Here is a 19,950-nt window from a genome sequence, read left to right as displayed (position 1 = left end):
GCCCGAGCCCTCCCGGCCTGCCGCCCCCGCCCCCGTCCCCGCTCCCGTACCCGTCCTCGCCGACTACAGCCCCTTCGCCCACCTCACCGCCCCCAACGCACCCCTCTACCGCCAGGTGATGGGCGCGTTCCTCGCGGCCAAGGAGCGGTTCGCGGTGCATCTGCGGCCGGAGGACGTGCACGCGTCCCTGGACGCGGCGAGCCGGCCCTCCGTCGTCGAAGCGGTGACGCAGGCGCTGGACAAGCTCGTCGAGTGGGGGAATCTGCGGGCCGACCCGGACCACGCGCGGGTCACCGCGGTCGAGGACTTCTACCGCAGGCGGTTCATCTACCAGCTCACCCGGGCCGGTGAGGCCGCCGAGGCGGCTCTCGGGACGTACGACGAGGCGCTCGGGCGGCGCGGGGAACTGCAGGCGGTCGCGCTGCACGACATCGTCACGCAGTTGCGGGCGCTGCTGGTGATCGCCGCGCAGGACGAGCCGGACCCGGCCAAGGCGCACATCGCGCTGTCCGTGCTGACGGCACGCTTCACCGACCTCGCGGACAACGCCCGCGCCTTCATGGGCTCGCTCCAGCGCACCATCGACCTGCACGACATCGAGGTCGAGGCGTTCCTTGCGTACAAGGACCGGCTGATCCAGTATCTGGAGCGGTTCATCGCGGACCTCATCACGGTCGGCGGACGGATCGCCCTGCTGATCGGCGAGCTGGAGGAGCAGGGGAGGGTGGAGCCGCTGCTGTCGCTCGCCGCCGTACGCGAGGCCGCCGACGCCGCTCCCGAGGACGCCGAGCACGCTCAGGCGACGGCGTACGAGAGGTGGACCGCGCGGTGGTCCGGGCTCGCCCAGTGGTTCGTGTCGGAGGAGGGGCGGGAGTCGCAGGCCCGGTTGCTGCGGGGGCGTGCGCTCGGAGCCATTCCGCAACTGCTGGCCGTCGTGCGGCAGTTGAACGAGCGGCGGGCCGGGCGCTCCGACCGTTCCGCCGACTTCCGCACACTGGCACGCTGGTTCGCTCAGGCGCCGGACGACGAGGCGCGCCACCGCCTGTGGCGGGCGGCGTTCGGACTCCACTCCTCCCGGCATCTCACCGTCGACGCCGACACCCTCGCCGAACGGACCGCCGCGCCGCAGCCCGCCTCGACGCCGTGGGCCGAGGCACATCCCCTGAAGATCAGTCCTCAGCTGCGCCGTACCGGGAGCTACGAGCGGCGGGGCAAGCCGCGACGCGTGGCCGACCGCGGTGAGGCGAAACGCAAGCTCGCCGAGATCGCCGCGCACCAGGCGGCGCAGACACGGCAGGCGCGGGACCGCCTCGTGACGGGCGGCCCTGTGCGGCTCTCCCGGCTCGGGGAACTCGACCCGCTCGCCTTCCAGTTGTTCCTGCGGCTGCTCTCGGACGCCCTCGCCACCTGGCGGCCGGGGACGACGACCACCGTGGCGAGCAGCGGGGACGGGACGATGGAGATACGGCTGACCGCGCTCGGCGACGGGTCGACGGCAGAGGTGCGCACACCCGACGGGGTGTTCCGCGGGCCCGACCACCTGGTCGACATCGTCGACCTCACGGCAGGACTGACGCCGGGCCGGACGGCAGGACTGGCGACAGGGGAGATCCGGTGACCGCCGGGCCCCTCGCGGAAGTCCTCGAAGGCCAGCGCGCGGCCGACCTCCAACGGGCCGCACGCGCCCTGCTGAAGGAGCCGCTGCTCACCGCTGACGGTCCGTACGCCGACGAGTTCCGGCTGATACGGCGGCACGCCGCCGAGCTGCGGGACTGGTTCACCCGTAACGTCGGCTGGACCCTGCGCACGGACGCCGACGCCGCGCGGTTGCGCAAGACGCCGGGCACCCTCACCGATGCCACGCACCCCGCGCGCGAGGCCTCCAGGTCCGGGCTCCCCTTCACCCGCCGCCGCTACGTCCTGCTCTGCCTGACCCTCGCCGCGCTGGAACGGGGCGAGGCGCAGGTGGCCCTCGGACGCCTCGCCGAGCAGGTCGTGCTGGCCGCCGCCGATCCCGAACTCGTCGCGGCCGGCATCACGTTCACCCTGGAGCGACGCGACGAGCGCCTCGACCTCGCGGCCGTCGTACGCCTGCTGCTCCGGCTGGGGGTGCTGCGGCGGGTGGCGGGCGACGAGGAGGCGTACGTCAGCGGCTCGGGGGACGTGCTGTACGACGTGCGCCGGCGCGTGCTGGCCGGTATGCCCGCCGCCCTGCGCGGCCCTTCCCTGATCGAGGCGCGGGACTTCGAGGGACGCCTGGTGGAGATGACGGAGCAGAGCGCGCTCGACAGCGACGAGCTGCGGTTCCGTGCGATCCGCTGGAAGCTGACCCGCCGCCTCCTCGACGATCCCGTGCTCTACTACGACGACCTGGCCGACGACGAACTCGGCTACCTCACCCGGCAACGGGGCTTCATCACCGCCCGCATCAGCGAACTGACCGGACTGGTCGCAGAGGTGCGCGCCGAGGGCGTCGCCATGATCGATCCCCAGGACGACCTCACCGACGTACGCATGCCGGAACAGGGCACCCTCGGGCACGTCACCCTGCTGCTCGCCCAGCACCTGGCGCGGGCGGACGGGCCCGTCACGCCCTCGGAACTGGCGCTGCGGGTGGGCGAACTGGCCGCCGAACACGGCACCTTCTGGTCCAAGTCGGCCAGGGAGCCGGGAGCCGAGCCCGCACTGGTGGAACAGGCCGTGACCAAGCTTGACGCCCTCGGTCTCGTGGAGCGGACGGCACGAGGTGTCGTGCCGCGACCCGCCCTCGCGCGGTACGCGGTCGGCGACGCCGTTGTCCGGGAGTCGGGTGTCCGGGAGCCGGGTGTGCGGCAGTCGGGTGCTCGACAGTCCAGTGCCCGGCAGTCCGGTGTCCGATACTCCGGTGACGAAAGGTGATCCGTACTGTGACCGCGCCGGCCGTATCTCAGGCCCCGTCCCATGCCCCGTCCCAGGCTCCGTCCCGGGCCCTCGCTCTTCCCAGGCCCGCCCCCGGCCGGTGGCGGCCCCTGCGGATCGGGCTGGTCGACCTGTTCCACTACGACGTCGAGGAGTTCTGGTTCCGCGACGGAAGGCTGCTGCTGCGCGGCAACAACGGGACCGGCAAGTCGAAGGTACTGGCCCTCACCCTGCCGTTCCTGCTGGACGGCGACCTCTCCGCCCGCCGCGTCGAACCCGACGGCGACCCCGGCAAGCGCATGGAGTGGAACCTGCTCCTGGGCGGTGAACACCCGCACCCGGAGCGCCTCGGTTACACCTGGGCCGAGTTCGGACGGCTCGACGAGACCACCGGCGAGGAACACTTCCGCACGCTGCTGTGCGGGCTGAAGGCGGTCACGGGCCGCGGCATCGCCCGCCACTGGTTCGCCGTCACCAGCCGGCGGATCGGCGCCGGACTCGATCTGCTGGACGCCACCGGCACCGCACTGTCCCGCGACCGGCTCGCCGAGGCCATCGGCGGCGACGGCATGGTGTACGACACCGCCAAGGCGTACCGCCGAGCGGTCGACGAGGCCCTCTTCGGACTGGGGGAGCGGCGCTACGGCGCACTTGTCGACCTGCTGATCCAGCTGCGCCAGCCCCAGCTGTCCAAGCGGCCGAGCGAAGCCGCCCTGTCCCGGGCGCTGACCGAGTCGCTGCCGCCGATGGACCAGGCGGTCATCGCCGACGCGGCGGAGGCGTTCAGGTCGCTGGACGAGGAGAAGGAGGAACTGCGGGCGGCCCGCGAGGCCGAGGAGGCAGCCTCCGCCTTCCTCGACCACTACCGGCGCTACGCCCGCATCGCCGCCCGCCGCAAGGCCCGCCTCCCCCGCAGCGAACACGCCCGCTACGAGCACCTCCAACGCGAGCTCGCCAAGGCGCTGGCCGACCGTGACCAGGCCGTGGCGGACCGGACCTCGGCCCAGGGACAGGCGGAGTCGCTCGCCGAGCACGCGGCGCGGCTGAGTGCCCAGGACACGGCCCTGCGGTCCGGGCCCGAGATGCGCGACGCCCGCGCTCTCGACCAGGCGGCGGCCGACGCCTCCCGGACGGCGACGGAAAGGGCCAGGGCCGAGGCGGACCGACAGACCGCCTCCCAGGCCCACACCCGGGCCATCGGCAGACTCGACACCGCGACGAACCGGTTCACCGACGCCCACAAGGCGCTGGACGACATCCAGCACCGCGTGGCCGACAGCGCCGCGGCGGCGCGCATCGACATCCCGCGGACGGCGGGCGCCCCGGTCCCGGCCCTGCGCCGCGCGGCGGACGACGCGACGGCGAGCAGGCGGCGTGCCGTGGAGCACGTGGAGACGCTCGTGGCCGGGGCGGAACGGTCCCAGGAGGCATTGAGGGCCGCCCGGCTGCGGGCCGACGAGGCCGACGAGGAAGCCGCGCGCAGTGACATACGGCTGGCACAGAGCGAGGAGGGGGTCGAGGACGCGGGGCGCGCCCTCGTCGCGGCCGTGCGGGAGCACCTCTCGGCGTGCGTCGAACTGCGCGTGGACGGACTGCCCGGCGTGCTCGACCTGGTGCAGGGCTGGGTGAGCGGCCTGGACGGCCCTCACCCGGCGCGTACGGCCGCGGCGGGAGCGCACCGTGCCCTCGCTTCCCGCCTGGACCGGCGGGCCGCCGCCCTGGCCCATCGGCAGGGGACGACGGCGGAACGCCTGCGGCTCGTCACCGAGGAACAGACCGCTCTGGAGAAGGGCGGGCAGCGCGGCCCGTCCGCTCCGCGCACCCGGACCGCCGACGTCCGCACCGGAGCGCTCGGCGCCCCGTTGTGGCGGCTCGTCGACTTCCGCCCGGAGGTGACCGCGGCCGAACGCGCGGGCCTGGAAGCAGCGTTGGAGGCGTCGGGGCTCTTGGACGCGTGGGTCAGGCCCGACGGTTACGCGGTGGCGGCGCAGGGCCACGACGTACTGCTCGACCCCCGGGACCGGTACGACCCACCCGCCGGGGGCGGCCTCGGCCGCGCGCTGTGTCCGGCTGTCAACCCCGCGGATGTCGCGGCCGCCGCAGTGGGGGAGGCGAAGGTACACCGCCTGCTGGCTGCCATCGGCCTGCTGGACGGACACAGTCCGGAAGGGCAGGGTCCGGACGGATACAGCCCGGACGGGTACAGCGACGATGCGGCCGACAGTGTCCGGGAAACCGGGGGTGGGCGCACCTGGGTCGCCACGGACGGGCGGTTCAGGCTCGGGGCACTGACCGGAAGCTGGGCCAAGGACAGCGCGCAGTACGTCGGAGAAGGCGCCCGGGAGCAGGCACGCCGGGCCAGGCTCGCGGAACTGCGGACGGAGCGGGCGGAGTTGGAGGCCGAGCGGGAGCGGCTGGCCGAGGAGTCGCGTTCGCTGTCCGAGCGTCGCCGCGTGCTCGACGACGAACTCGCGACCGTACCCGGTGACGACGACCTGCGCCGCGCGCACGCCCGGGTCGGCGCCGCGGCCGACGAGGTACAGCGGGCCCGTACCCGGCAGCGGGAGCGGGCCGGCGAACTGGACCGTGCGGCAGGCGAAGCCGACCGCGCCGGCGCGGAACTCGCCGGGACGGCCGCCGACCTGAACCTCCCCGCCGACCGGAACGGCCTGGGCGCGGTGCGGCAGGCGCTCGCCGAACACACCGTCCACCTCGCCGAGTTGTGGCCGGCGCTGCGTGAACGCGGCGACGCCGAGCAGGCGGTCACCGAGGAGCGGGCCGAGACGGACCGGGCCGAGCACCTGGTCGCCGAGCACGCCGAGCGCGCCACGGAAGCCGCGCGTCTGGCCGCCGCGGCGGACGAACGTCTGCACACACTCCGCTCGACCGTCGGAGCCGCCGTCGCCGAACTCCAGCGGAGACTGGAGGAGACCGAGGCAGCCGCACGCGCCTGCCGGAGCGAGCAGCAGCGCGCCCAGGCCGACATCCGGGACGCCGACGGGCGGGTCGGCCACGCCGAAGGGCGCATCGAGCGGCTCGACGACGACATCACGGACGCCACCGCCGCGCGGAAGCGCGCCATCGAGGCGCTCCAGCGCTTCGTGGCGACCGGACTCCTCGCCGTCGCACTGCCCGATCTGCCCAATCTGTCCGACCTGTCCGTACCGGACGACGACGGCGGCGGAACGTGGGCGGCGACCCCTGCCATCGGCCTCGCCCGCACCGTCGAGACCCGGCTCACGGCCACCGACGACTCGGACGCGGCCTGGGAACGCACCCAGAAGCGCCTGAGCGAGGAACTCGGCAAACTTCAGGACGCGCTGTCACGGCACGGGCACACCGCCACAGCCCGGCCGAGCGAGGACGGCGTACGGGTCGACATCGTCTATCAGGGCCGGGAACGGGCCGTCCCCGAACTCGCCGACGCCCTGTCCACCGAAGTCGCCGAACTGACCCGCATCCTGTCCGCCCACGAGCGGGAGATCCTGGAGACCCACCTGATCACCGAGGTCGCCGGAACACTCCAGGAGCTGATCGGCGCGGCCGAACGCCAGGTGCGCGCCATGAACACGGAACTGGAGGAGCGGCCGACCTCGACGGGCATGAAACTGCGCCTCGTGTGGCGCTCCTCCCGCCTCGCCCCGCAGGGACTGGCTCAGGCACGCGAGCGGTTGCGTCAGTCCGCCGACGCCTGGTCACCGCAGGACAGGGCGGCGGTCGGCGCGTTCCTCCAGGAGCAGATCGCCCGCCGACAGGCCGACGACAGGGCCGGCAGCTGGCAGGAAGACCTCGCTGCCGCCCTCGACTACCGGACCTGGCACGAGTTCGGTGTCGAGCGCCACCAGCACGGCAAGTGGGTGCCGGCCACTGGGCCCGCCTCGGGCGGCGAGCGCGTACTGGCCGCGTCCGTACCGCTCTTCGCCGCCGCGTCCTCCCACTACGCGAGCGCGGGCGCCGTGCACGCCCCGCGCCTCGTCACCCTCGACGAGGCGTTCGCGGGAGTGGACGACGACTCACGCGCCAAGTGCCTGGGCCTGCTGCGCGCCTTCGACCTCGACGTCGTCATGACCAGCGAACGGGAATGGGCGTGCTACCCGCAGGTGCCGGGCATCGCCATCGCACAGCTGTCCCGTGTCGACGACATCGCCGCCGTCCTGGTGACCAGGTGGGAATGGGACGGCAGCGAGCGGCGACGCGGCGACGAACCGGGCACCACGGTGGGCGCTGCCGGCGGTACGGCAGAGTTCTCCGGTCCGGACCCCACGGGACAGGAGTCACTGTGGACGTGAACCCACCATCCCCATCCCCATCCCCATCCCCATCTTCGTCTTCGTCGGCCGGGCGGGCTTCCGCCGCCCGGGTGCCAGGGGAGCGAGTGGGACCGGCGGAGCCGCCCGGTACACCGCAGGCCGGGGCGCCGGTCGACGCCGAACGCCTGGAACGGCTGCTCGCGGGCCCCGGCCTCGCCTGGCTCCTGGAACGCGTCCGTCTGCGAATCGCCCACGGACGGCCGCTGACCGGCACGGTCACCCTGGCGCACCCCGCCGACCTCCAGCACCGAGCCGCCGAGCGCCTGCTCGGACGTGCTCCGAGTGCGGGCCGCTCCCGCTCCCTGACGGTACGTCTTGAGGCGGTGGACGCGGTCCTGCGCCGCTCGGGCGTCAGCCCGCACGGCCTGGAGGCCGCCGTGCTGGCCCTCACCGGACCCGTCGCGTCGCGCGCCGAGACGCGTGACAAGGAGGCTCGGGCCTGGGAGGAAGCACTGGCTCCGCTTGCCGGCCTGAGTGCCGAACTGGCCGACTGGGCCGGGCGGGTTCGCAAGGACGGCCTCGTACGGCGACTCGCGCGAACGCCGGAAGCCGGCGCGCCTCTGGTGGCCGCCGCGGTGCGGGCGCTGTCAGCGCTGCCCGTGGATCCGCCGATGCCACGGGCGACGTTCGCGGCACGGTACCTCTCCGGTGCCCACGCACTGGACGAGGGAACACCGCTGGCCACCCTTGTGCTGTCGGGGATCCGTGCCCTCGCCGGCTTCCCGGAGGGCTCCGGTGCCGAGTGGCGGCGTGCGGCCTGGGCCGCGGGTGGTCTGCTCAGGGACGACGTGTCGTCCACCGTGCTGACCCTCAACCTGCGCGGCACACCGGCACTCGACTGGATGGCCGACGAGGGCGAGCCCGCGGTCCTGACGCTGCGCTCGCTCACCCGCCACGCCCTCGGCGGAAGCACCGACGCCGGCGGAACCACCGTTGCCGACGGAATCACCACTGCCACAGGAACCGTCCGCGTATGTGAGAACCCGGCTGTCCTGGCCGCCGCGGCCGACTCCCTCGGTCCGGCCTGTCCGCCCATGGTGTGTCTGCAGGGGCAGCCCTCGGCGGCAGCGCTCACTCTGCTGCGCGGCCTGTCCGCACGAGGGGCCGGCATCCTCTACCACGGAGACTTCGACTGGGGCGGGATGCACATCGCCACGGCTCTGGGGAGAGGTGTCCCGTGGCGGCCCTGGCGGTACGAGGCTGCCGATTACGAGGTGGCGGTGGCCGCAGTGAGTGAGCCGCAGGGTTTGACGGGTGCGGCCACACCGACGCCGTGGGACCCGGCCCTGGCTGCCGCTCTCACCGAGCACGGAGTACGTGTCGAAGAGGAGTCGGTACTCGACGATCTTCTCTCCGACCTGGCGAAGCAGGCCCGCTGAGCCAACACGTCGTCCGTCACGAGCAGGTGGTGTCGTTCTTCGGGACCGTTCCGTCGAGCAGGTACTTGTCGACGATCGCCGTCAGGCAGTCGTTGTCGCCGTAGGTGCCGTGTCCTTCACCGTCGACGGTGAGGCGGACGCCGACTCCCTTGCCCAGCTCGTCCGCCATCTTCTTGGCTCCCTCGTAGGGAGTGGCGGGGTCGCCCACGTTGCCGACCACGAGAATGGGGCCCGCGCCGTCGGCGGACACGTCGACGGTGGGTGCCTGGCCGGCCACGGGCCAGTCGGTGCACTGGAGCAGCGCCCAGGCTATCCAGTCGCCGAAGCCGGGCGACGCCTTGCGGTATTCGGGCACTCCACACCGGCGCTGTTCCCGACTCCGCGCGGGTCGAAGCTGACCAGGTCGTAGCGTTTGTGCAGCTTCATGTACTCGTCCTCGGCGAAGTCGGAAAGCGTCGGCACCCCGGAGGCACCGGGGCCACCGAAGTTGAAGACGAGAGACCCGATTCGCTCCTTACCGGAATCCCGCGCGGCCGTTGCCCGGATGAGAGCGAGATCGATGGTCTTGCCGTCGGCTTTCGCGTAGTCCAGCGGCGCCTTCATGGTGCTGCACTGCCATTTCGTCCCGTCCGGCAGGTTCTTGGGTTTTTCGTCGGCGCCCTGGGCCGCGGACGGGGCAGGGCATGGGGTCCAGTTCAGTTCCTGGCCGCTGAGGGAGGCGGGGACCGCGGGCGTCGCGGCGGTTCTGTCAGTGCCGGAGCCGGAGCCGGAGCCGGGGTCGCAGGCCGTGACGGTGGCGACTGCCAGCACGGCGAGCGACACCAGGACGGCAGCGGTCCGGGACGAGTGGTGGTTGGGCATGTTGCCGCCGATCAGAGGTCGTTGCTGAGGAAGGACACGGACGCTCATGCGTCGATCTTCAGGCCGTGCTCCCGGCGCTCGGCGCGTGTGCCCCGGAAGGACTTGACCCCCCGGACGACCAGCGAGCCGAGTACGGCGAACGCGAGCCCCGTGGTGATCGTGAAGACGGACGACGCCCATGTGCTGCCGGCGCCCGTGGCCGATTCCAACGCCGAGAGCAGTTTCCTGTCCAAGGGGTAGGAGACCGCCGCCAGCACGAGGACGAGCCAGAACGGCGTGCTCTGCAGTGGCTTGGCCATGACGACAAGGGACACAACGGCGATCAGGACGATGATGACGTCGGTTCGTTCCATGCGTCGATCGTCTCGTCCCGAGACCGCCGAAACCTCTGCCACCAGGAGGAACACCGCCTAGGCCGCAAGACCTAGCCGAAGACCCAGAGGGCCGGCACCCCTCCGGCCGTCTCTACACTCGTACCGATGGGAAAGAGTCGAGGCCTGCTTCTGCCAGGCGTGTTCGCGGTGACGCAGCTGCTTCTGTGGTGGGCCGCCGTCCCGACGCTCGACGAGCCTCCGGGCATGACGGCCTGGATCACTGCTTTCGCCGCCACGGCACTCAGTACGTACGCGCTCGAACGGCGTAGCCGGACACCGCTGACCGCCCTCGGCCAGATCCTCGTGTCGTCCGTGCTGGTCCAGGTGCTGGCACCGCCGGACACGTTGAGCCTGGTGGCGAGCGTGGCGGTGATGATGGCGCTCTTCTCCGTCACCACGCTGAGCGACTGGACCGTCGGCCTGGGCGCGACCGCCGCTGCCGCCGGCGTGCAGCTCCTGCCGGCCGCCGTACAGCACGGCTTCGGCAGTGCACTCGTCTCCCACTGGCTTGTCACCGTCGGCTTCTACCTGCTGGCCTCCGCTCTCGGCGCCGGCCGGCGGCACTGGCTGCGGGAACGGCAGGCGACGAAACAGCGGCTGACCCGTGCCGAGCGGGAGCTGGGGCAGGCCGTCTGCACCGAACGGGACCGGCTGGCGAACGAGTTGCACGACATCAGCGCACACCACCTCACCTCTGTCGTGGTGTCCGTCGAAGCCGCCCGCAGGCTCGGTGACAGCAGACCCGAACTGACCGCGGACGCCCTCGCGTTCGCAAGCCGCACCGCGGTGGAGACCCAGGTGGCGCTGTGCCGTCTCGTGGCGGTCATGCGAGTGGACGAGACACCGGCACCGGCCCACCAGTCGATGACCGCTTCGATCGAGGCCCTGATCGCCGGCTTCGGCCGACTGGGGCGCCCCGTCTCCGTATCCCTCCCCGCCGATCTCGTCGGCCCCGCGGCGGAGGCGGCCCACGGCATCGTCCGGGAGGCCCTGACCAACGCCCTGCGCTACGCGCCCGGTGCCTCCGTCGCCGTACGGGCGAAACGCGCCGGGGAGGTGCTGCACCTGACCGTGGACAACAGCAGGCCGCCCGGCGGCATCGGCGGCGACAGGCTGGGTATCGGCTCCGGCCGCGGTGTGGACGGGATGAGCCGGCGCGCCACTGCCATCGGCGGGCAACTGTCCGCGGGGCCCCGCCCGGCCGGCGGCTGGCACGTACACGCCGTACTGCCCGATGCCCGGTCCGTACGGAAACCGGCCGGCGGACGACGGCGCAACTTCACCCGGGAGCAGCGGATCGCGGATGCGGCGGTCTGCGGCGCGGCCGTCGTGGCGTCCTTGAGCTACGCCTTGGAGAAAGCGTCGGACGCCGGGTACGGAATCCCGCTCCGCCTGCTGCTCGCGCTCCTGTTGGCCGTTCACGCGCTGCCGCTGCTGTGGCGCCGACGAGCCCCTTGGTCGGCCCTCGCCGTGATCGGGGCCACCGCACTTCTGTGGCCCGTGCTGCTGGGAATCGGTGCACTGCCGTCGTCCACCGCGAACTGTCTCCTGGGCGGCGCAGTCGTCGAACTGGCCGCCGTCTACGGTGTCGCGGCGTACGGCCGCGTTCTGAGACCGGCAACCGCTCCTGTCGGCCGGTACGTTCAGCCCTCGGCTCCGCTGGTGACGTACCCCTATCCGCCTGGTCAGCGGCTGTCGTATCTGTCGGTTCTCGCCACTGCCCTCTCGTTCGGTGTCTCGATGACGGCTGCCTTCGCCGGTGACGGGATGCTGTTCGGGGAACCGGCCGGTCCTTTTCTCGTGCTGTTTCTGCTCGGCGAGGTGCTGCTGGGGCTCGGCGCGGTGTTCACGGCGGCGTGGTGGGCGGGGTGGCTGATGCACAGGCGCCGCAGGCGGGTGCTGGGCCGCGAGGACGCGGAGCTCACGGGCCTGCTTTCGAGCACGCGGGACATGGTCCACAGCGAGCGGCAGCGAGTCGCCGGCGGTCTGCAGGAGACGGTGCTCCAGCAGACCGACCTGGTGATCTCCTCGGCGGAGGCGGGCAGTCTGCAGGACGTCGCCGCCGCCACGAGAGCGACGCTGGCCGCCATGCGTCAGCTCCTCGGAAGCCTGGACGCCGGCAAGGCGCCACCGACGGCGCCACCGACGGCACCACAGAAGGCTGCTGCCGCCGCCGTACCGGGCGCGTCTCGCACGTAGGAGTGGGTCTCCGCATGTAGGAGTGGCCGACGCGGGGCCTGCATGCCCTGCTCATGGCCCCCATCGCCCTCATGGGAGACTGCGACGCAGGCAAGGGACCGACCGTCGTGGTGAGAAGAGGAGACGCGCCATCAGTTCAATCAGGGTGCTGGTCGTGGACGATCAGGCGATCGTCCGCGCGGGCTTCGCGGCGATTCTGTCGGCCGAGGCCGACATGACCGTGGTCGGCGAGGCCGCGGACGGGAACGCGGCAGTGGCGATGGCGGCCGAGCTCACGCCTGACCTCGTACTGATGGACATCCGCATGCCCGGGATGGACGGGCTGGCGGCCACCCGGCTGATCACGCGTCACAGCAGTCACACCAAGGTCCTTGTGCTCACCACGTTCGACCTCGACGCCTACGTCTACGATGCCCTGCGCGCCGGGTCCTCCGGGTTCCTGCTCAAGGATTCCGAGCCGGAGGCCCTGCTGACCGCGATAAGGATCGTCGTCTCCGGTGACGGCGTCCTCGCGCCCGCGGTCACGGGACGTCTGATAGCGGCCTTCGCCCAAGGAGCCCCGCTGGCTCCGGAGATCACCGGAGCCCTGGACAGCCTCACCCAACGCGAACGCGAGATCATGACTCTGGTCGCCACCGGCTTGAGCAACGCGGAGATCGGGGAGCGCCTGGGGGTGGCCATAGGCACGGTGAAGGTCCATGTGAGCGCGGTACTCAACAAGTTGGGTCTGCGGGACCGCGTTCAGGCGACCATCCTCGCTTACGAGAGCGGACTGATCCGCCCGGCGGGGATGTCCGCTCCCTGAGAGGCCGACCTGCCGGCCGAGGCGGGCGGCAAGGCCCGGTGACGGGCCCCGCCGCACGGTGTCAGGTCGACCAGATCACTCCGCCGTTGTGCAGGATGACCACCTTGCCGTCGGCCCGCAGGATCAGCTGGGCGTTCGCGTGGCCGTGGCTCTTGGAGGCCCAGATCGGGCGGTTGTCGCCGTTGTGGACGACGAGGTTGCCGTCGTCCTGGAAGATCGCCCGGTGGTTGGGGCCGAACGTCATGGCCGCCCAGACGGGCTTGTTCTTCTCGTTGTATACGACGAGGTTGCCGTCGGACTGCATGACCATGCGGATGCGGTTGGTGCTCCAGGACTGGCCGACCTGGAGGACGCTGCCCGCGTAGACGGTCTTGGTGCCCCAGTTCGGCTTCGCGGCAGCCTTGGGCTTGGGCGTGGACTTCGGCTTCGGCTTTGCCTTCGCCTTGGTCGTGCTGCTCTTCGTGGGCTCCGGGGCGGGCGCGGCGGCCTTGGGTGCGGAGGCGACCTTGGGGACCTCGGCCTTCTTCGTTTTCTCCTTGCTCGGGGACGAACTGGGCTTGCCTGCCACGTAGTCGTCGAGAGCGGCGGGGGCGGAGGCCGGATTCAGGACGGTGTCGGAACCCTCCGCGGCCAGCCCCTTCCCACCGTCGTGGTGATCCTCCCGCGCACTGCCTGCCAGCAGCAGCGGTATGGCGATCAGGACGGCGCCGGCGATGGCGGCCCCCGCCAGGACCGGCTTGCGGGGGCGTGTGCGGTCGACGGCGGTGTCGGTCCTGGTACCCGGCGTCGCCGCCGTTCCGACGGCCGCCGCGATGGCGACACCCTCCTCGGGCGCCTGGGCCGTCGTGGCGGCAGCCGAGGGCGAGGGCGAGGGTGACGGCGACGGCGACTGTGAGGGCTCAGGTGCGGGTGGGGCGGCGGACTCTCCGGCCGGAGTCGGAGTGGTGGCGGCCTCCGTCTCGGGGGCGGCTGCGGCCGGGCTCGCCGCCTGCTCACCCGGTGCCGGTGCCGGTGCCGGTGTCGGTGCCGGTGTCGGTGCCGGTGTCGGCGTCGGCGTGGATGCCGGTGTCGGGGGCGTGGGCGGGGACCCGGCCTCCTCTGCGCGGGCGGCGGCGGCCTCCGCGTTCGCGCCGGAGTTCTCGTGCTGGGGGGACATGCGGTACTCCTCCTCGGTGGCGGAGCTGACGGTGTGGGGCACAGGCCCGCCCATCGGTCGCGCCGAACGAACGCCGACAACCTCGGCGGGCCTTGGCATCGGTCAAGTGCCGTGCCCGGTCGAGCAGTTCGGCCCGGTCCGGTTGTCGCGTTCCGCGTGACCCGTCGCGGTGCGGGCCGCGGACCGGTCCGATGGCGGGCCCAACTTAGCCCGTTGCGGCGGCGACAGCAGCAACTCCGACCCCAACTGCCCCAGCGCTTTGTCCAGCCACGCCTCACTGCTCCCGGAAAGTTCCCCACCCGGGCAGCAAACGGGCACGCGGACATCCGATACGGATCTTTCCCGGACCTCCGTGCGCGGGGCTCGTGTGGCATCCTGTTGGCTCCCCGAACTGATCAGTGCCGGTGTGCGCGCACGTGGTTCGGCACCTTCGACACCCAGGAATGCGGCACCAGGAATTCGTACGGACCCCAAGAGTTCAGGTGGAGATGCGGCCCGGAGAGCGGCGAGAGGGCGGGCTTGACGCCTCGTCCGTGATGCCCGACGGTTCCGGCCCGACCACCGTCACCGACGCGGCCGAGTCACCCGTAGCCGATGCCGCGGACGCCCCCGAGATACCCGACGCCGTACGGGCCGCCGCCCGTCGGGCGCCCGGGCACTGGATCGGGATGGTGGACCCGGAGTGGACCGAGGAGCGGACGCCACCGGAGTGGGCCGTGCTGGGGGAGTGGCAGTCGGACGAGAGCGGGGGTGTGGGGGACTACCGCGCCAACCCGGCGTACCGGCCCTCGGCTCGCGTACTCGGCTGGCCGGAACCCACCGACCCGGTGGACGCGGCGGCACAGCGGGCCGCCACCGGCTACGGCTCGGTGGACGAGGCGCTCGCGGCGCTCGCCGAGGCGGAGATCACGGTGGTGCGCGGGCCGGATGGCGGGCCGCTCACGGCCGCCGGGCGGGACGGGGCGCCGGTCGTGCTGCTGTTCACCTCGCCGGAACACGAGTTCATGTCCGCGGTACTTGGACATGACACGCTGCCGGCGCGGGAGTTGGCCCGTTCACTGAGTGGTTCGGGCACCCTGTTGATGGTCAACGCCGGGGCCGCGGCCCCGTTGCTCGTCCCGGCGGACAGCCTTCCCGGTCCCGTACTCGATCCCGAGCCCGATCCAAGTCCAGGTACAGGTCCCGGTTCTGTACTCGGTTCCCGTCCCGTACGCGGGCCGGGTGCCGAGGGGGCGCCCGCGGCGGACACCGCGGCGGCGGGATCCGGTGGTCCCTCCGCCTCCCCTTCCGGCTCCGGCCCGGGCTCCGTACCGGAATCCGGCCCGGGCTCCGGTACGGCGGACCGGCGCCCGGGAGACGAGAGTTCCGCTGCCGTTCTCCGCACCCACCCGCCCCCCAGGGCGAGGCATGATGACACCGTCGGCTCGCCGACACGTTCCTCTCGACGACTCGACGAGGGGAACGCCCGCTGAAGACGCCGCCGTGGCAAGGAGGTTGGTGCGTGTCGCGCCAGGTACTGACGGTCGGTCCGGGGGACCGGGAGCGCTACCGGACGATCGGTGAGGCACTCGCGGTCGCCCGTACCGGCGCGCTCATCAGCGTCCGCCCCGGGACATACGCGGAGAACCTGGTCATCAACACCAGGGTCACCCTCACCGCCGCCGAAGGGCGCGGCACCGTGGAGATCCGGCCCCGCTCGGGCAGCGTGCTCGCGCTGCGCGCCGACGCCGTGATGCTCTCCGAGCTGACCCTGCGCGGCGGCGACGCCGAGCAGCCGGCCGTGGACGTGCGGCGCGGGCAGGCCGCGCTCGACGGCTGCGAGGTCGTCGGCTCCGCCTGGACCGCGCTGCTGGCCGGGGGCACCGGCTCGCTCGCGCTGCGGGACTGCCGGGTGAGCAACCCGCAGGGCGCGGGCATCGTGGTCACCTCGACCACCCCGACCACCGTGGAGTCCTGCACCTTCGAGCACCTGGGCACCAGCGGCCTGGTCCTCGCGGAGCAGGGCGAGGCACGCATCCGCGGCTGCACGGTGCGCGACGCCCGCGGCAACGGCCTGCTCGCCAACGGCGAGGCCCGCGGCACCGTGGAGGACTGCGACATCTCCTCCACCGACAAACCCTCCATCGCCCTGGAACAGAACAGCGCCCTCTCGGTCGTCCGGACGGTGGTGCACGACACCAGCACCGGGGTGCACCTGAGCAGCGGGGGCCGTACGACGCTGGAGGACGTCCGGGTCACCGGAACCTCCGGTAACGGGCTCGTGCTGGCCCAGGGCACCGACCCGGTGCTGCGCCGCTGCCGCGTCTCGCGCAGCCGCGGCCACGGCCTGCTGGTCACCGACCGGTCGCGCGGCACCTTCGAGGACTGCTGGGTGGACGGCGCGCAGGGTGCGGCCCTGCGGGTCGCCGGGAACGCCTCACCGGCCCTGACAGGCCTGACGGTCCGCGACTGCGAGAAGACCGGGCTGCTCCTGGAGGAGGACTCGGCGGCCGAGCTGGACCGCCTGGAGGTGATCGGCGGCTCGCCCGCGATCTCCGTACGCGGCGGCGCCAACCCGCTGCTGCGCCGGGCCCGCCTGGTGGAGCCCTCGGGCGACGGCATCGTGGCGGCCAAGAACGCCCGTGGCCGCGTCGAGGACTGCGAGATCGTCCGGCCGACGGGCGCGGGCGTGCGCGTGGCCTCCGGCAGCACCCTCTACCTGGCCGGTGGCGGGGTCTCGGACACCGCCACCAGCGGCCTGATCGTGGAGGACGGCGGCAACGTCACCGTCCGCGACTTCCGTATCGAGATGTCCGGCGAGGAGGGGATCGTGGTCGCCGGGGGCGGCGAGCTGACCGCCAACCGCACCACGGTGCACGGCGCCAAGGGCCATGGATTCCTGCTCAACGAGGGCGCGCTCGCCTCGCTCAGCGGCTGCGAGGTCTCCAGCGGCGCCCAGGACGGGTTCCGGGTGGAGTCCACCGCGCCCGTCTCGATCGTGAACTGCCTCGCCCGGGAGAACGAGGGCGGCGGCCTGGTGCAGACGACGCCCGGCGAACGGCTCGCCGTGGAGGGCCTGAACAGCACGGGCAACGGCAAGCGGGACGCCTGGGGTTCCGGCAGTGCGGAGAACACCGACCCGGCCGGCTCCGGCGCCGCGGACGCGCCCCCGACGGACCGCGCGGACGGCCCGCTCGGCGCCCTGAACGCGCTGATAGGCCTGGAGAACGTCAAGCAGCAGGTGGGCACCCTGGTCAACCTGACCCAGCTCGCCCAGCGCCGCGAACAGCTCGGCATGTCGGCCCCGCCGATGAGCCGGCACCTGATCTTCGCGGGTCCGCCCGGCACCGGCAAGACGACGGTCGCCCGCCTGTACGGGGCGATCCTGGCCGAGTTGGGTTCGTTGCGCAGCGGGCACCTGGTGGAGGTCTCCCGCGCCGACCTGGTCGCGCAGGTCGTCGGCGGCACCGCGATCAAGACCAGCGAGACCTTCCAACGGGCCCTGGGCGGCGTGCTGTTCATCGACGAGGCGTACACGCTGACCTCGGACAGCGGCAACGGCGGCGCCGACTTCGGCCGTGAGGCGGTGGACACCATCCTGAAACTGATGGAGGACCACCGCGACGACGTGGTGGTGGTCGCGGCCGGCTACTCCCGAGAGATGGAGTCCTTCCTCGGCTCCAACCCGGGTCTGGCGTCCCGCTTCTCGCGGACCGTCGAGTTCGAGAACTACTCGGTGCCCGAACTGGTCGCGATCATGGAGAACATGTGCGGCCAGCACCAGTACGAGCTGGGCGAGGGGACCGCGGCGGCGCTCGCCGAGCACTTCGGTGCGATGCCGCGCGACGCCGGTTTCGGCAACGGCCGTGCGGCGCGCGGGGTGTTCGAGGAGATGGTGGACAGACAGGCGGTCCGGCTCGCCTCCCAGCAGCAGGTCGGCGAGAGCGACCTGCGGTTGCTGCTGCCGGAGGACGTCTCCGCCGGCGCCGCCGCGAAGACGGCACAGAACGCCGTACCGCAGGACGACCCGCTGACCCGCCTCGGTGACATGATCGGCCTGGCCGAGGTGAAGCGCGACGTCGCGGACCTGGTCAACCTCATCACCACCGCCCGCCACCGGGCCGCCGCCGGGCTGCCGGTGCCCTCGCTCAGCCATCACCTCGTCTTCACCGGTCCGCCCGGTACGGGCAAGACCACCGTCGCCCGCCTCTACGGGGAGATCCTGACCCAGCTCGGCATCCTGGAGCGGGGCCAGCTGATCGAGGCGGCCCGCGCCGACCTGGTCGGCCGCTACATCGGCCACACCGCCCAGCTCACCCGGGAGGTCTTCGAACGGGCCCGCGGCGGCGTGCTGTTCATCGACGAGGCGTACACCCTCACCCCGCGCGGACAGGGCGCCGACTTCGGCCAGGAAGCGGTGGACACGCTGCTGAAGCTGATGGAGGACCACCGTGACGAGGTGGTCGTCATCGTCGCCGGCTACACCGACGAGATGGAGCGCTTCCTCGCCTCCAACCCGGGCCTGTCCTCCCGGCTCCCGCGCCGGATCGCCTTCGCCGACTACTCCTCGGAGGAACTGGTCACCATCGTCCGCTCCCAGGCCACGAGCATGGGCTACGAGTGCGGGCCCGGCACCGGGCCGCTGCTCAAGGAGTACTTCGAGTCGCTGCCCCGGGACCGCTCCTTCGGCAACGCCCGCCTGGCCCGCCAGGTGGTCGAGTCGATGGTCACCCGCCAGGCGGGACGGCTCAGTTCGCTGGCCGCGCCCACCCTGGACGACCTGCGCATCCTCGTCCCCGAGGACGTCGTGACCGTGGCCGCCGCACCGAAGGCGGCCTCCCGGTGAGCGCGTCCGCCCGCGGGACCGCCCGCCTGCTGTCCGGCGCGGGCGCCGCCGCCCTGCTGCTGCCCGCCGCCTTGCTGCTGCCTGCGGCCGTTCCGGCCCAGGCGGTGTCCCCGGCGGTGTCCCCGGCGGCGTACCCCGCGCGTCCGCCGGCGGCCGACGGGAAGAAGGGCCAGGAACTGCCCGCCATGCCCTCCTCGTTCGACCCGGACGCCGGGGGCGAGGGCGAGGACGTGCCGTGCACTCCCGCCTCCCGTGAGAAGGCGGAGAAGCAGGACTGGTCGCGCCAGCGCCTCGACCTGGACCGGGTGCACCGGCACAGCACGGGTGCGGGCGTGACCGTCGCCCTGATCGACACCGGTGTCGAGGCGGGCGCCGCCGGGCTCGGCGGCCGGGTCACCGCCCAGGGTGCGGCCGGTGACGACTGCGTCGGACACGGTACGTTCCTGGCCGGGCTGATCGCCGGAACCGGCGGGGACAGCCCGGGCCTGGCGGGGATCGCCCCGGGCGCGAGGATCCTGGCCCTGCGCGGCACCGACCCGCGCGGCCGGGCGAGCGCGGGACTGGTCGTGAAGGCGCTGGAGGAGGCGACCGAGGCACGGGCCGGGGTGATCGCGATCGCGGTGGCCCTGCCGCGCCGTGACGCGGCGCTGACCCGAGCGGTCGCCGCGGCCCGCCGCGCGGGCGCGGTGGTCGTCGCCGCGGCCACCCCCGACCCGCCCCGGCTCGGCACCGACGAGATCCCGGCCCGCACCTACTGGCCGGCCGGCGAACCCGGTGTCCTGTCGGTCGCCGACATGCTTCCCGTCGGGGCCCGCCCGGACAACTCCCTGCCCACCGAGGGCATCGACCTGGTCGCCCCCGGCGCCGGGGTGGTCTCCGGGGGCCCGCGCGGCACCGGCCACTACCTCGGCGGGGGTTCCTCGACGGCCGCCGCGTACGCCGCCGGGGCCGCCGCGGTGGTCCGTGCGGCCCGCCCCGGCGACTCGCCCGACGCGGTCACCCGCCGGCTGACGGCGACCGCCTATCCGGCCGACATCCCGCAGCTGGACCCGTACGCCGCCGTCACCACGGTCCTCGGGGACTCGGCTGCCGCCGCCGGGCGCGCCGCGGAGCCCGTGACCGTCCGTGACACCGCCGTCGCCG

The 19,950-nt window shown here is 72.9% G+C and carries 10 protein-coding genes and 2 pseudogenes; 9 read left to right on the top strand and 3 right to left on the bottom strand.

The window, feature by feature from the left end; genetic code table 11:
* The 4 genes from AOK01_RS26540 to AOK01_RS26525 form a co-directional block, all read left to right on the top strand.
* A partial coding sequence (locus AOK01_RS26540; protein ID WP_055515973.1) for a TIGR02677 family protein occupies positions 1-1,618 on the top strand: 1,618 nt, incomplete at its 5' end.
* Positions 1,615-2,898 (top strand): TIGR02678 family protein, encoded by a 1,284-nt coding sequence (locus tag AOK01_RS26535; RefSeq protein WP_055515971.1) that lies wholly within the window; start codon positions 1,615-1,617, stop codon positions 2,896-2,898. The genes AOK01_RS26540 and AOK01_RS26535, both read left to right, overlap by 4 nt.
* Positions 2,899-2,906: 8 nt before the next feature.
* Positions 2,907-7,187 carry a TIGR02680 family protein gene (locus AOK01_RS26530; RefSeq protein WP_079103763.1) on the top strand — a complete coding sequence of 1,427 codons (4,281 nt, stop codon included), beginning with the start codon at positions 2,907-2,909 and terminating at the stop codon, positions 7,185-7,187.
* 86 nt (positions 7,188-7,273) lie between these two features.
* Complete coding sequence (locus AOK01_RS26525) at positions 7,274-8,587, top strand: TIGR02679 family protein (protein WP_055515970.1); 1,314 nt, start codon at positions 7,274-7,276, stop codon at positions 8,585-8,587.
* A 16-nt stretch (positions 8,588-8,603) separates the two neighbouring features.
* Here AOK01_RS26525 and AOK01_RS41670 read toward each other — a convergent pair.
* Both AOK01_RS41670 and AOK01_RS26510 read right to left on the bottom strand, forming a co-directional pair.
* Positions 8,604-9,448, bottom strand: a pseudogene (locus AOK01_RS41670) (alpha/beta hydrolase).
* A 44-nt stretch (positions 9,449-9,492) separates the two neighbouring features.
* On the bottom strand, positions 9,493-9,801 hold the full coding sequence (locus AOK01_RS26510; RefSeq protein WP_055515964.1) for a hypothetical protein: 309 nt from the start codon (positions 9,799-9,801) through the stop codon (positions 9,493-9,495).
* Positions 9,802-9,927: 126 nt separating this feature from the next.
* Here AOK01_RS26510 and AOK01_RS26505 point away from each other — a divergent pair, with 126 nt between their 5' ends.
* Positions 9,928-12,021 (top strand): sensor histidine kinase, encoded by a 2,094-nt coding sequence (locus tag AOK01_RS26505; RefSeq protein ID WP_079103761.1) that lies wholly within the window; start codon positions 9,928-9,930, stop codon positions 12,019-12,021.
* A gap of 154 nt (positions 12,022-12,175) precedes the next feature.
* The gene (locus AOK01_RS26500) at positions 12,176-12,826 is read left to right on the top strand and encodes a response regulator (protein ID WP_483855250.1); all 651 of its coding nucleotides are present in this window, start codon (positions 12,176-12,178) and stop codon (positions 12,824-12,826) included.
* Between the two features lie 61 nt (positions 12,827-12,887).
* Here AOK01_RS26500 and AOK01_RS26495 read toward each other — a convergent pair whose 3' ends face one another.
* On the bottom strand, positions 12,888-13,982 hold the full coding sequence (locus tag AOK01_RS26495; protein WP_055515975.1) for a mannose-binding protein: 1,095 nt from the start codon (positions 13,980-13,982) through the stop codon (positions 12,888-12,890).
* Positions 13,983-14,470: 488 nt separating this feature from the next.
* Between AOK01_RS26495 and AOK01_RS26490 the strand changes: the two are divergent.
* From AOK01_RS26490 to AOK01_RS26480, 3 genes and pseudogenes are all read left to right on the top strand, one after another.
* Positions 14,471-15,160, top strand: a pseudogene (locus AOK01_RS26490) (type VII secretion system-associated protein); the annotation flags it as partial.
* 323 nt (positions 15,161-15,483) lie between these two features.
* Positions 15,484-18,807, top strand: coding sequence for a right-handed parallel beta-helix repeat-containing protein (locus AOK01_RS26485; protein ID WP_055515960.1), 3,324 nt, complete (start codon positions 15,484-15,486; stop codon positions 18,805-18,807).
* The coding region (locus tag AOK01_RS26480) for a S8 family serine peptidase (protein ID WP_055515958.1) at positions 18,804-19,950 on the top strand (1,147 nt) is incomplete at its 3' end. The genes AOK01_RS26485 and AOK01_RS26480, both read left to right, overlap by 4 nt.

This window comes from Streptomyces aurantiacus (assembly GCF_001418335.1).
Taxonomy (GTDB): domain Bacteria; phylum Actinomycetota; class Actinomycetes; order Streptomycetales; family Streptomycetaceae; genus Streptomyces; species Streptomyces aurantiacus.
The sequence above is the reverse complement of the archived record's forward strand: the minus strand, read 5'-3'. Positions and strand labels throughout refer to the sequence as shown.